Annotated in this window: 13 protein-coding genes and 1 other RNA gene; all 14 read left to right on the top strand. The window is 44.1% G+C overall.

Translation table 11 applies throughout. The features are described 5' to 3' along the window. Positions 1 to 6 precede the first annotated feature (6 nt). The 14 genes from rnpB to DB729_RS01785 all read left to right on the top strand — a co-directional run bounded on the left by rnpB (position 7) and on the right by DB729_RS01785 (position 13,402). Positions 7 to 388, top strand: an RNA gene (gene rnpB, locus DB729_RS01850) — RNase P RNA component class B. 83 nt (positions 389 to 471) lie between these two features. Next, a complete protein-coding gene (locus DB729_RS01845) occupies positions 472 to 1,629 on the top strand; it encodes a THUMP domain-containing class I SAM-dependent RNA methyltransferase (RefSeq protein WP_109289657.1) in 1,158 nt (385 codons plus the stop codon). Between the two features lie 12 nt (positions 1,630 to 1,641). Beyond that, positions 1,642 to 3,084 (top strand): cell division site-positioning protein MapZ, encoded by a 1,443-nt coding sequence (mapZ, locus tag DB729_RS01840; protein WP_109289658.1) that lies wholly within the window; start codon positions 1,642 to 1,644, stop codon positions 3,082 to 3,084. Positions 3,085 to 3,159: 75 nt separating this feature from the next. Next, a complete protein-coding gene (gene gndA / locus DB729_RS01835; RefSeq protein ID WP_007518502.1) occupies positions 3,160 to 4,584 on the top strand; it encodes an NADP-dependent phosphogluconate dehydrogenase in 1,425 nt (474 codons plus the stop codon). Between the two features lie 11 nt (positions 4,585 to 4,595). Then, the gene (locus DB729_RS01830) at positions 4,596 to 5,285 is read left to right on the top strand and encodes a response regulator transcription factor (protein WP_000518005.1); all 690 of its coding nucleotides are present in this window, start codon (positions 4,596 to 4,598) and stop codon (positions 5,283 to 5,285) included. A 100-nt stretch (positions 5,286 to 5,385) separates the two neighbouring features. Next, on the top strand, positions 5,386 to 6,381 hold the full coding sequence (gene cbpF, locus DB729_RS01825; RefSeq protein WP_109289659.1) for a choline-binding protein CbpF: 996 nt from the start codon (positions 5,386 to 5,388) through the stop codon (positions 6,379 to 6,381). Between the two features lie 117 nt (positions 6,382 to 6,498). Continuing rightward, the gene (gene mvk, locus DB729_RS01820; protein WP_000163309.1) at positions 6,499 to 7,377 is read left to right on the top strand and encodes a mevalonate kinase; all 879 of its coding nucleotides are present in this window, start codon (positions 6,499 to 6,501) and stop codon (positions 7,375 to 7,377) included. Beyond that, on the top strand, positions 7,359 to 8,312 hold the full coding sequence (gene mvaD, locus DB729_RS01815; protein ID WP_096421692.1) for a diphosphomevalonate decarboxylase: 954 nt from the start codon (positions 7,359 to 7,361) through the stop codon (positions 8,310 to 8,312). Before mvk ends, mvaD begins: the two co-directional genes overlap by 19 nt. After that, complete coding sequence (locus DB729_RS01810) at positions 8,299 to 9,306, top strand: phosphomevalonate kinase (protein ID WP_109289660.1); 1,008 nt, start codon at positions 8,299 to 8,301, stop codon at positions 9,304 to 9,306. Before mvaD ends, DB729_RS01810 begins: the two co-directional genes overlap by 14 nt. Continuing rightward, positions 9,290 to 10,291, top strand: a complete 1,002-nt coding sequence (gene fni, locus DB729_RS01805; protein ID WP_109289661.1) for a type 2 isopentenyl-diphosphate Delta-isomerase — start codon at positions 9,290 to 9,292, stop codon at positions 10,289 to 10,291. Before DB729_RS01810 ends, fni begins: the two co-directional genes overlap by 17 nt. A gap of 117 nt (positions 10,292 to 10,408) precedes the next feature. Further along, positions 10,409 to 11,107 (top strand): cell wall-active antibiotics response protein LiaF, encoded by a 699-nt coding sequence (liaF, locus tag DB729_RS01800; RefSeq protein ID WP_109289662.1) that lies wholly within the window; start codon positions 10,409 to 10,411, stop codon positions 11,105 to 11,107. Then, the gene (locus DB729_RS01795; RefSeq protein ID WP_109289663.1) at positions 11,104 to 12,099 is read left to right on the top strand and encodes an envelope stress sensor histidine kinase LiaS; all 996 of its coding nucleotides are present in this window, start codon (positions 11,104 to 11,106) and stop codon (positions 12,097 to 12,099) included. Before liaF ends, DB729_RS01795 begins: the two co-directional genes overlap by 4 nt. Positions 12,100 to 12,112: 13 nt before the next feature. Next, positions 12,113 to 12,745 carry a response regulator transcription factor gene (locus tag DB729_RS01790; protein WP_070800113.1) on the top strand — a complete coding sequence of 211 codons (633 nt, stop codon included), beginning with the start codon at positions 12,113 to 12,115 and terminating at the stop codon, positions 12,743 to 12,745. After that, on the top strand, positions 12,746 to 13,402 hold the full coding sequence (locus tag DB729_RS01785) for a DNA alkylation repair protein (protein WP_109289664.1): 657 nt from the start codon (positions 12,746 to 12,748) through the stop codon (positions 13,400 to 13,402). The last annotated feature ends 25 nt before the right edge of the window (positions 13,403 to 13,427 follow it).

Below are 13,427 nucleotides of genomic sequence, written 5' to 3'. Positions count from 1 at the left end.
AATGCAATTTTTGGATAATCGCGTGAAGAGGTTCTCTTTTCATGAGGAAAGTCCATGCTAGCACAGGCTGTGATGCCTGTAGTGTTTGTGCTAGGCGAATCCATAAGCCTAGGGACGAGTGATCGTTACGGCAGTCGAAATGGCTAAGTCTTCGGATAGGTCAGAATAGGCTTGAAAGTGCCACAGTGACGGAGTCTTTCTGGAAACGGAGAGAGTGGAACGCGGTAAACCCCTCAAGCTAGCAACCCAAATTTTGGTCGGGGCATGGAGTGCACGGAAACGAACGTAGTACTCTGACTGCTAGCAGATTTATGCTGTTAGCGGTAGACAGATGATTATCGAAGGAAGTGGTCCTAGTCACTTCTGGAACAAAACATGGCTTATAGAAAATTGCATATAGGTTGGGGCTGAGAAATCTTTCTCAACCTCATTTTTTAAAGTGAACAAGAGAAAGGTCTTGCAAGACTAGAAATGAAAGAACAATTTAATTTAATCGCAACTGCTGCGGCGGGCCTCGAGGCAGTCGTTGGGCGTGAGGTGCGAGAACTTGGTTATGATTGCCAGGTTGAAAATGGGCGTGTCCGCTTCCAAGGAGATGTGAAGGCAATCATTGAGGCCAATCTTTGGCTTCGTGCAGCGGATCGCATCAAGATTGTAGTCGGAAGTTTTCCAGCTAAGACTTTTGAAGAGCTTTTTCAAGGTGTTTTTGCTCTAGATTGGGAAAACTATCTCCCGCTTGGGGCGCGTTTCCCGATTTCAAAGGCCAAATGTGTTAAGTCAAAACTTCATAACGAGCCCAGTGTTCAGGCCATTTCTAAGAAAGCTGTTGTGAAGAAATTACAAAAACACTATGCCCGCCCAGAAGGAATTCCCTTGATGGAAACTGGTCCTGAGTTTAAGATTGAGGTATCTATTCTGAAAGATGTGGCAACTGTCATGATTGACACGACAGGTTCTAGCCTTTTTAAACGAGGTTATCGTACGGAAAAGGGTGGAGCGCCAATCAAGGAAAATATGGCAGCGGCCATTTTACAACTATCTAACTGGTATCCAGACAAGCCCTTGATTGATCCGACCTGTGGTTCAGGAACTTTCTGTATCGAGGCGGCTATGATTGCCAGAAAGATGGCACCAGGCCTTCGCTGTTCCTTTGCTTTTGAGGAATGGAACTGGGTCAGCAATCGGTTAATCCAAGAGGTCCGTACTGATGCTGCTAAGAAAATTAATCGTGAGATAGAACTGGATATCATGGGCTGTGATATTGATGCTCGTATGGTAGAAATTGCCAAGGCAAATGCCCAAGCAGCAGGTGTCGCAGGTGATATCACCTTTAAGCAAATGCGGGTACAGGACTTGCGCACTGACAAGATTAATGGCGTTATCATTTCCAATCCACCATATGGGGAGCGTTTGTCCGATGATGCAGGAGTTACGAAACTTTATGCTGAGATGGGACAGGTCTTTGCACCACTGAAAACCTGGAGTAAGTTTATCCTGACGAGTGATGAAGCTTTTGAAAGTAAGTACGGAAGTCCAGCGGATAAAAAACGAAAACTCTATAACGGGACCTTAAAAGTGGATTTGTATCAATACTTTGGTCAGCGTGTGAAACGCCAAGAGGTAAAATAGAAAGGTAAACTCATGAGCAAGAAAAGACATGATCGTCATAAAAAAGAACAGCAAGAGCCACAATTCGACTTTGACGAAGCAAAAGATTTGACTGTTGGTCAAGCAATTCGTAAGAATGAGGAGGTTGAGGCTGGAGTATTGCCTGAAGACAACATCTTGGACAAATACATCAAACAGCACCGCGAAGAGATCGAGGCAGATAAGTTTGAAACTCGTCAGTTTGAAAAAGAAGAGTTGGCTTCTACTCAAAACTTAGAGGAATTGATCCAAGAAGTTCGTGAAACAAGTGAACTTTCTGGAGAGGTAGACGATTCAGACCTGGTTTCCGAGGAATCTAGTGAAGAGATAGACAATGAAGAAACTACTCAGTTTGTTCCACCACTTCAAGATGAGGAAAGTACTGAAATAGAGCCTCTCGTTTTAACAGAAACAGCATCCAAGGAAATGAATGAGGAAAATGAGGAACAAGAAGAAACCTATACTTCCCTATCACGATCAGTACAGACGGAACCTGAAACAGGCTCTAAAAAGAAACGTGTGATTACCATCGTTTCTGTGGTAGCTGCGATTCTTGTTCTTGCTGGGACGTATTATGTCTACCGTCAGGTATCTCGTTCGAACCAAGAAATTCAGTCTTCTCAATCATCTTCAGGAAATCAAGAATCGCAAACCGACTTGCAAGAGTTCAATACGCTTTATGATTCCTTCTATACAGATGCCAATAAGACTGCTTTAAAAAATAGCCAGTTCGATAAGTTGAGCCAGCTAAAAACCTTACTGGATAAGTTAGAAGGTAGCCGTGATTATACACTAGCTAAGTCAAAATACGATAGCCTAGCAACTCAAATCGAGGCCATTCAAGATGTCAACGCCCTCTTTGAAAGTCCAGCTATTACTGATGGTGTCTTGAATACCAATGCTAAAGCCAAGGCGGATGCTAAGTTCACGGAAGTTAAAACGGGAAATACAGAGCTTGATAAACTGTTAGATCAGGCGATTAGTCTTGGTAAGAGTCAACAAACCAGTGCTTCCAGCTCAAGTTCTAGCACGAGTCAAGCAAGCTCAAGTTCAGCTACAGAAAGCAGTGCAAGCAGTACGACGCCTTCAACAAGTACCACAGCACCGGCTAGAGATACAAATGGTGGTTTATCTGGCGATGGGGTTAATCTTCAAAGAAGTGCTAGTCGTGTACCCTACAACCAATCAGCTGTAGACGATAGCAATAACCCTGCTTGGACGTTTGCAGATGGTGTATTGGAACAAATCCTAGCAACCTCACGTGCTCGTGGCTATATCACTGGCAACCAATACATTCTCGAACGTGTCAATATTGTAAACGGAAACGGCTATTACAACCTCTACAAACCAGATGGAACCTACCTCTTCACCCTCAACTGTAAGACTGGTTACTTTGTAGGGAATGGTTCTGGCCATGCAGATGACTTGGACTATTAGGAGTCCGTTACAAAATTCTTTTCTTTCATAGGTAAAAATGATAAAATAAAACAAATTAAATAAGAGGAGTGTCACATGACAAAAGCTAACTTTGGTGTCGTAGGTATGGCCGTAATGGGTCGTAACCTTGCCCTAAATATCGAATCTCGTGGTTATACAGTTGCCATTTACAACCGTAGTAAAGAAAAAACAGAAGACGTAATTGCCTGCCATCCTGAAAAGAACTTTGTGCCAAGCTATGACGTTGAAAGCTTTGTAAACTCAATCGAAAAACCTCGTCGTATCATGCTGATGGTTCAAGCTGGACCTGGTACAGATGCAACTATCCAAGCTCTTCTTCCACACCTTGATAAGGGTGATATCTTGATTGATGGAGGAAACACTTTCTACAAAGATACCATCCGTCGTAATGAAGAACTAGCAAACTCAGGGATCAACTTTATCGGTACTGGAGTTTCTGGTGGTGAAAAAGGTGCCCTTGAAGGTCCTTCTATCATGCCTGGTGGACAAAAAGAAGCCTACGAATTGGTTGCGGATGTTCTTGAAGAAATCTCAGCTAAAGCACCAGAAGATGGCAAACCATGTGTGACTTACATCGGTCCTGATGGAGCTGGTCACTATGTGAAAATGGTCCACAACGGTATCGAGTATGGTGACATGCAATTGATTGCAGAAAGCTATGACTTGATGCAACACTTGCTTGGCCTTTCTGCAGAAGACATGGCTGAAATCTTTACTGAGTGGAACAAGGGTGAATTGGACAGCTACTTGATCGAAATCACAGCTGATATCTTGAGCCGTAAAGATGATGAAGGTCAAGATGGACCAATCGTAGACTACATCCTGGATGCTGCAGGAAACAAAGGAACGGGTAAATGGACCAGCCAATCAGCTCTTGACCTTGGTGTTCCATTGTCACTCATCACTGAGTCAGTATTTGCTCGCTACATCTCTACATACAAAGAAGAGCGTGTGCATGCTAGCAAGGTCCTTCCAAAACCAGCTGCCTTCAAATTTGAAGGTGACAAGGCTGAGTTGATCGAAAAGATCCGTCAAGCCCTTTACTTCTCAAAAATCATCTCATACGCACAAGGTTTTGCCCAATTACGTGTGGCTTCTAAAGAAAATAACTGGAACTTGCCATTTGCGGACATTGCATCTATCTGGCGTGATGGCTGTATCATCCGTTCTCGTTTCTTGCAAAAGATTACGGATGCCTATAACCGTGATGCAGACCTTGCAAACCTTCTTTTGGATGAGTACTTCTTGGATGTTACTGCTAAGTACCAACAAGCAGTTCGTGATATCGTAGCTCTTGCTGTTCAAGCTGGTGTACCAGTGCCAACCTTCTCAGCAGCTATTACTTACTTTGATAGCTACCGTTCAGCTGACCTTCCTGCTAACTTGATCCAAGCACAACGTGACTACTTTGGTGCCCACACTTACCAACGTAAAGACAAAGAAGGAATCTTCCACTACTCTTGGTATGACGAGAAATAAGTAGGTCTGCCATGGGGAAACGGATTTTATTACTTGAGAAAGAACGAAATCTCGCTCATTTTCTCAGTCTGGAACTCCAAAAAGAGCAATACCGTGTTGATCTGGTCGAGGAGGGGCAAAAAGCCCTCTCCATGGCTCTCCAGACAGATTATGACTTGATTTTACTGAATGCTCGTCTGGGGGATATGACGGCCCAGGATTTTGCAGAGAGGCTGAGTCGAACAAAACCAGCCTCAGTGATCATGGTCTTGGACCATCGCGAAGAATTGCAAGACCAGATTGAGACAATCCAGCGCTTCGCCGTTTCTTACATCTATAAGCCAGTGATTATTGATCAGCTGGTGGCTCGTATTTCAGCGATTTTCCGAGGTCGGGACTTTATCGACCAACACTGTAGCCAGATGAAGGTCCCAACGTCTTACCGCAATTTGCGTATGGATGTAGAACATCATACCGTTTATCGTGGCGAGGAGATGATTGCTCTGACGCGCCGTGAGTATGACCTTTTGGCCACTCTCATGGGAAGCAAGAAGGTCTTGACTCGTGAGCAGTTATTGGAAAGTGTTTGGAAGTACGAAAGTGCGACAGAAACCAATATCGTGGATGTTTATATCCGTTATCTACGTAGCAAGCTTGATGTAAAAGGTCAAAAAAGCTACATTAAAACCGTGCGTGGTGTTGGGTACACCATGCAAGAATAGAAAAGCAGTTGCAGTTGTGTAACTGCTTTTTTTTGAGGGATTTCTATATATTGACATACAGTAAAGTCTTTGCTACAATCAGTTATGGAGGAAAGATCTAATGAAAATAGTAAAAAGAATGATGCAAGTTGGACTCGCAGTATTTTTCTTTGGTTTGCTAGCGACAAGCACCGTCTTTGCGGATGATGCTGATTCAGAAGGCTGGCAATTTGTCCAAGAAAATGGTAGAACCTACTACAAGAAGGGGGAACTCAAAGAAACCTACTGGCGAGTGATTGATGGTAAGTACTATTATTTTGATCCTTTATCTGGAGAGATGGTTGTCGGCTGGCAATATATACCTGCTCCACACAAAGGGGTTACGATTGGTTCTTCTCTAAGGCAAGATGTTGCTTTTAGACCAGATTGGTTTTACTTTGGTCAAGATGGGGTACTACAAGAATTTGTTGGCAAGCAAGTTTTAGAAGCAAAAACTGCTACAAATACCAACAAACATCATGGGGAACAATATGATAGTCCAGCAGAGAAACGAGTCTATTATTTTGGAGATCAGCGTAGCTATCACACTTTAAAAACTGGTTGGATTTCTGACGAAGGGCATTGGTATTATTTACAGGAGGATGGTAGCTTCGATGCTCGTATCGACAGTTTAACGGTTGGGGAGCTAGTGCGTGGCTGGACCAATGATAACTCAACTTGGTACTATCTAGATCCAGAAACTGGTATCATGCAAACTGGTTGGAAACAACTTGGCAATAAGTGGTACTATCTCCGTTCATCAGGAGCAATGGCGACTGGCTGGTATCAAGAAGGCTCAACTTGGTATTATTTAGATGAACCAAATGGCGATATGAAAACGAGCTCGCAATACCTTGGGAACAAGTGGTACTATCTCCGTTCATCAGGATCTATGGCAACTGGCTGGTATCAGGAAGGCTCGACTTGGTACTACTTACATGCAAGTAATGGAGATATGAAGACAGGCTGGTTCCAGGTCAATGGCAAATGGTACTACGCTTACAGCTCAGGTGCTTTAGCAGTGAATACGACCGTAGAAGGCTATTCGGTCAACTATAATGGCGAGTGGGTTCAATAATGAAAGAGGCGATTGTGAAGGAAACAATCGCTTTTTTTGTGAAAATATAATAAAATAGATAGGAGAAAATACTACTGTATGAAATGAGACGGTCTTTTCGTCTGGTTAAAGGAAAACATGACAAAAAAAGTTGGTGTCGGTCAGGCACATAGTAAGATTATTTTAATAGGGGAGCATGCGGTCGTCTACGGCTATCCTGCTATTTCCCTGCCTCTCTTAGAGGTGGAGGTGACATGTAAGGTGGTCCCTGCTGAAAGTCCGTGGCGTCTCTATGAGGAGGATACCTTGTCCATGGCGGTTTATGCTTCGCTGGAGTATTTGGATATCAAAGAAGCCTGCATTCGATGTGTGATTGACTCGGCTATCCCTGAAAAACGGGGAATGGGTTCGTCAGCGGCTATCAGCATAGCAGCCATTCGAGCTGTTTTTGACTACTATCAAGCCGACCTGCCTCATGATGTACTAGAAATCTTGGTCAATCGGGCTGAGATGATTGCCCATATGAATCCAAGCGGTTTGGATGCTAAGACCTGTCTCAGTGACCAGCCCATTCGCTTTATCAAGAATGTTGGTTTTACAGAACTTGAGATGAACCTATCTGCCTATTTGGTGATTGCAGATACAGGTGTGTATGGTCACACTCGTGAAGCCATCCAAGTGGTTCAAAGCAAGGGGAAGGATGCTCTGCCGTTTTTGCATGCCCTGGGAGAATTGACCCAGCAGGCAGAAGAGGCAATTAGACGAAAAGATGCTGAGGGACTGGGACAAATCTTCAGTCAGGCGCATTTACATTTAAAAGAAATTGGTGTTAGTAGCCCTGAGGCAGACTCCCTCGTTGAAACGGCTCTGAGCCAGGGTGCTCTAGGTGCCAAGATGAGTGGTGGTGGGCTAGGAGGCTGTATCATAGCCTTGGCAACCAATTTGACTCAAGCTCAAGAACTAGCAGAAAGATTAGAAGAGAAAGGAGCTGTTCAGACATGGATCGAAAGCCTGTAACAGTACGTTCCTACGCAAATATTGCCATTGTCAAATATTGGGGAAAGAAAAAAGAAAAAGAGATGGTTCCTGCTACTAGCAGTATCTCTTTGACTTTGGAAAATATGTACACAGAGACGACTTTGTCGCCTTTACCGACGGATGCGACTGCTGATGCCTTTTATATCAATGGTCAACTTCAGAGTGAGGATGAGCATGCCAAAATGAGCAAAATCATTGACCGTTACCGCCCAGAAGGTGAGGGCTTTGTCCGTATTGATACCCAAAACAACATGCCTACCGCAGCGGGCTTGTCCTCAAGTTCCAGTGGTTTGTCCGCCTTGGTCAAGGCCTGTAATGCTTATTTCCAGCTTGGTTTGAATCAGAGTCAGTTGGCGCAGGAAGCTAAGTTTGCCTCAGGTTCTTCCTCTCGGAGCTTTTATGGACCACTAGGTGCCTGGGATAAGGATAGTGGGGAAATTTACTCTGTTGATACAGACCTGAAACTAGCTATGATTATGTTGGTGTTAGAGGATAAGAAAAAACCAATTTCTAGCCGTGATGGAATGAAACTTTGTGTGGAAACCTCGACGACCTTTGATGATTGGGTTCGTCAGTCTGAGAAGGATTATCAGGATATGCTGGTCTATCTCAAAGAGAATGATTTTGCCAAGGTTGGGGAATTAACGGAGAGGAATGCCCTTGCTATGCACGCTACGACGAAAACAGCATCGCCAACCTTTTCATATCTGACGGATGCGTCCTATGAAGCCATGGACTTTGTCCGCCAACTTCGTGAGCAAGGGGAAGCCTGCTACTTTACCATGGACGCCGGTCCCAATGTCAAGGTCCTCTGTCAGGAGAAAGACTTGGAGCATTTGTCAGAAATTTTCGGTCAACGTTACCGCTTGATTGTGTCAAAAACAAAGGATTTGAGCCAAGATGATTGCTGTTAAAACTTGCGGAAAACTATACTGGGCAGGTGAATATGCTATTTTAGAGCCAGGACAGTTGGCCTTGATAAAGGCGATACCTATCTATATGAGGGGAGAGATTGCCTTTTCTGATAGCTACCGTATCTATTCAGATCTGTTTGATTTTGCAGTGGACTTGACGCCAAATCCTGACTACAGCTTGATTCAAGAAACGATTGCTCTAGTGGAAGATTTCCTCGTTTATCGTGGGCAAGCCTTGCGACCTTTTTTCTTGGAAATCCGTGGAAAAATGGAACGCGAAGGCAAAAAGTTTGGTCTGGGTTCTAGTGGTAGCGTCGTTGTCTTGGTGATCAAGGCCCTGCTGGCTCTATATGATATTACGGTTGATCCGGAACTCTTGTTCAAGCTGGCAAGCGCGGTCTTGCTCAAGCGAGGCGACAATGGTTCTATGGGAGACCTTGCCTGTATTGTGGCAGAAGATTTGATTCTCTACCAGTCGTTTGATCGCCAAAAGGTGGCTGCTTGGTTGCAAGAAGAAAGCTTGGCTACAGTTTTGGAGCGTGATTGGGGCTTTTCGATCTCACAAGTGCAACCAGCTCTAGAATGTGATTTCCTAGTGGGCTGGACCAAGGAAGTGGCCGTATCAAGTGACATGGTCCAGCAAATCAAGCAAAACATAGGCCAGAATTTTTTAAGTTCCTCAAAAGCAACGGTATCTGCTTTGGTAGAAGCCCTGGAGCATGGGAATGCAGAAAAAATTATCGAGCAGCTGGAAACAGCCAGTCAGCTTTTAGAAGGTTTGAGCCCAGATATTTACACACCTTCGCTGAGACAGCTGAAAGAAGCCAGTCAAGATTTGCAGGCTGTTGCCAAAAGCAGTGGCGCTGGTGGTGGTGACTGTGGCATTGCCTTGAGTTTTGATGAGCACTCAACCGAAACCTTAAAAAATCGTTGGGCCGATCTGGGGATTGAGCTCTTATACCAAGAAAGGATAGGACATGACGACAAATCGTAAGGATGAGCATATCCGCTATGCCCTTGAGCAGAAAAGTTCCTATAATAGCTTTGATGAGGTGGAGTTAATTCATTCTTCCCTGCCTCTTTATGACCTGGATGAGATTGATTTGTCTACAGAGTTTGCAGGTCGAAAGTGGGACTTTCCTTTTTATATCAATGCCATGACAGGTGGGAGCAACAAAGGTAAAGAAATCAATCAAAAACTAGCTCAGGTGGCAGAAGCCTGTGGGATTTTGTTTGTAACGGGCTCTTATAGTTCAGCCCTAAAAGATCCAACAGATGATTCTTTTTCTGTCAAATCTAGCCATCCAAAGATCCTCCTTGGAACCAATATTGGCTTGGACAAGCCTGTTGAGTTAGGACTTCAGACTGTAGAAGAGATGAATCCTCTTCTCCTTCAAGTGCATGTTAATGTCATGCAGGAATTACTCATGCCCGAGGGAGAAAGAAAGTTTCGAAGCTGGCAATCGCATCTAGCAGATTATAGCAAGCAAAACCCAGTTCCTATTGTCCTAAAGGAAGTGGGCTTTGGGATGGATGTGAAGACCATCGAGAGAGCTTATGAACTGGGTGTTCGAACGGTTGACCTGTCAGGTCGTGGTGGTACCAGCTTTGCTTACATTGAAAACCGTCGTAGTGGCCAGCGTGATTACCTTAATCAATGGGGCCAGTCTACTATGCAAGCCCTCCTCAATGCTCAAGAATGGAAAGACAAGGTCGAACTTTTGGTTAGCGGAGGGGTTCGAAATCCTCTTGATATGATTAAGTGCTTGGTATTTGGTGCCAAGGCTGTAGGACTGTCACGTACCGTTCTAGAGTTGATTGAAACCTACACAGTCGAAGAAGTGATTGGCATTGTCCAAGGCTGGAAAGCAGATTTACGCTTGATTATGTGTGCCCTTAACTGTGCCACTATAGCGGATCTGCAAAAAGTAGACTACATTCTTTATGGCAAACTTAAAGAAGCAAATGATCAGATCTAAAGAGGTCGGGACAAGAATCCCGCCCTTTTTTGTATCTCTTTGTCAACCGCTTTTTCCATCCTCAGACCGAGGTGACTTTTTTGAATTGTGATAAAATAGTAGGGAGAGGATGCATCTATGAAAAAATTTCAAATCTTTTTATTTATCGAATCCTGTCTATTGACGGGAGCTCTGATTTTGATGGTATCAGAGCATTTTTCGCGTTTTCTGCTGATTCTATTCCTCTTCTTGCTCTTGCTCCGCTATTATACAGGGAAAGAAGGCAATAATGTTTTCCTCCTTGTGGCGACTATTCTTTTCTTTTTCATCGTCATGCTCAACCCCTTCGTGATATTAGCTATCTTTGTAGCGGTCATATACAGTCTCTTTCTTCTCTATCCGATGATGAATCAAGAAAGAGAGGAGACCGACTTGGTCTTTGAAGAGGTGGTAACGGTTAAAAATGAACGCAATCCTTGGTTTGGCAATCTCCATCATTTCTCTAGCCACCAGACCTGCCAATTTGGCGATATCAATCTCTTTCGCCTCATGGGCAAGGATACCATTCATTTAGAAAGAGTTATCCTAACCAATCATGACAATGTCATTATCCTTAGAAAGATGGTCGGAACGACTAGGATTATCGTACCTGTAGATGTGGAAATCAGCCTCAGTGTCAACTGCCTCTATGGAGATCTAACTTTCCTCAATCAACCCAAGCGAGCCCTTCGCAATGAACACTATCATCAGGAAACCAGAGACTATCTCAAGAGTAACAAGAGCGTCAAGATTTTCCTAACTACTATGGTTGGCGATGTGGAGGTGGTCAGAGGATGAAAAAGCAATCGTATCTGTTAATCGGTCTGACTTCTTTCCTCTTTATCCTCTTTTTGACTAATAGTCTACTTGATATTTTTGAACTGGATTGGTCCTATTTGCTACAGGATATCGAGAAAACAGAGAAACTCATCTTCTTGATCTTGGTCTTTAGCCTTTCCATGACCTTCTTTTTTGTCCTTTTTTGGCGCGTGATGGAAGAAATTTCTCGCAGAAAAATGCAGGTTAATCTCAAGCGACTGCTAGCAGGAAAAGAGGTGGTTGCCTTTGCAGATCCAGACTTGGATGCCAGTTTTAAGTCCTTGTCTGGCAAGCTCAACCTCTTGACAGAAGCTGTTCAAAAGGCTGAAAATCAAAGCCTGGTCAAGGAAGAAGCAATCATCGAGAAAGAACGGAAGCGGATAGCACGTGACCTGCACGATACAGTTAGTCAGGAGTTGTTTGCGGCCCATATGATTTTATCAGGTGTCAGTCAACAGGCTTTGAAGCTGGATAGAGAAAAGATGCAGACCCAGTTGCAAAGTGTCGCAGCTATCCTTGAAACAGCCCAGAAAGATTTGCGGGTCTTGCTCCTACATTTGCGACCTGTTGAGTTGGAAGAAAAGAGTTTGGTTGAGGGGATTCAAATCCTCTTAAAAGAGCTTGAGGACAAGAGTGATCTCAAGGTAAGCCTCAAGCAAAATGTGTCTAAATTGCCTAAGAAGATTGAAGAACATATCTTCCGTATTTTACAGGAATTGATCAGCAATACCCTCCGCCATGCCCAGGCATCTTGTTTGGATGTCTATCTCTATCAGACAGATGTTGAATTGCAGCTGAAAGTGGTGGACAATGGGATTGGCTTCCAGTTAGGAAGTTTAGATGACTTGAGTTATGGACTGCGAAACATCAAGGAGCGGGTTGAAGATATGGCAGGAACGGTTCAACTTTTGACAGCACCTAAGCAAGGACTGGCGGTTGATATCCGTATTCCCCTGCTAGACAAGGAATGATAAAGGAGTAGAGATGAAAATTTTACTGGTAGATGACCATGAAATGGTCCGATTGGGCTTGAAGAGCTATTTTGATCTCCAAGACGATGTGGAAGTTGTGGGCGAGGCTGCCAATGGGTCTCAAGGTATTGACTTGGCCTTGGAACTGCGCCCAGATGTCATTGTCATGGATATTGTCATGCCTGAGATGAACGGGATTGATGCTACCTTGGCCATCCTCAAAGAATGGCCTGAAGCCAAGATATTGATTGTGACCTCTTACTTGGACAATGAAAAAATCATGCCGGTCTTGAATGCTGGTGCCAAAGGCTATATGCTTAAGACTTCAAGTGCAGATGAATTGCTCCATGCTGTCCGTAAGGTGGCTGCTGGCGAGCTGGCCATTGAACAAGAGGTCAGCAAGAAGGTTGAATACCACCGTAATCATATGGAGCTTCATGAGGAGCTGACTGCGCGTGAGCGAGACGTACTTCAACTCATCGCCAAGGGCTACGAAAATCAACGCATTGCAGATGAACTCTTTATCTCTCTCAAGACGGTCAAGACCCATGTGTCCAACATCCTTGCCAAGCTTGAGGTCAGCGATCGCACTCAGGCGGCGGTCTATGCCTTTCAGCACCACTTGGTCGGGCAGGAGGACTTTTAGATGAGTCTTGCAGATTTACTTGAGGAGCTAGAAGCAGCAAAAGACCCTGAAAAAGCAGGGCCTATGGAAGCCTATATGCGCCATCAATTTCCCTTTCTAGGTATTGCAGGTCCTGAAAGAAATGCCCTCTATAAAAAGTATTTTCCAGAAGCGAAAAAAACAAGAGTTATTGACTGGGATTTTGTAGATATCTGCTGGGAAAAGGAGCCTAGAGAATACCAATATGTAGCTGCCAACTATTTGAAAGCCATGCAGTCTTATCTAACGAAGGATGATTTGCCTAAGCTTGAGCGTCTGGTCGTGACCAAGTCTTGGTGGGACACGGTAGATATCCTAGATCGAGTAGTAGGAAGTTTGGTAGCCGACCATCAGGAGCTTGAAGAAGTGCTTTTAAAATGGAGCCTATCAGATAATATCTGGTTGAGGCGAGTCGCTATTGACCACCAGTTGTTAAGAAAAGAAAAAACAAACGTTCAACTGATGGAAAAGATCCTGGTCAACAATCTGGACCAGACAGAATTTTTTATCAACAAAGCCATCGGCTGGGCTCTAAGAGACTACTCTAAAACCAATCCCGAATGGGTAGCACGTTTTATTGAAAAAAATAAGAAGAGAATGGCTGAACTTAGTATCAGGGAAGCGAGCAAGTACCTCTAGCACTATTGAAAAGCGCATTCATTAC

It is taken from the genome of Streptococcus halitosis (assembly GCF_003143695.2).
Classification (GTDB): Bacteria; Bacillota; Bacilli; order Lactobacillales; family Streptococcaceae; genus Streptococcus; species Streptococcus halitosis.
Note: the sequence above shows the minus strand (reverse complement) of the source record. Positions and strands in the feature narration are given on the sequence as shown.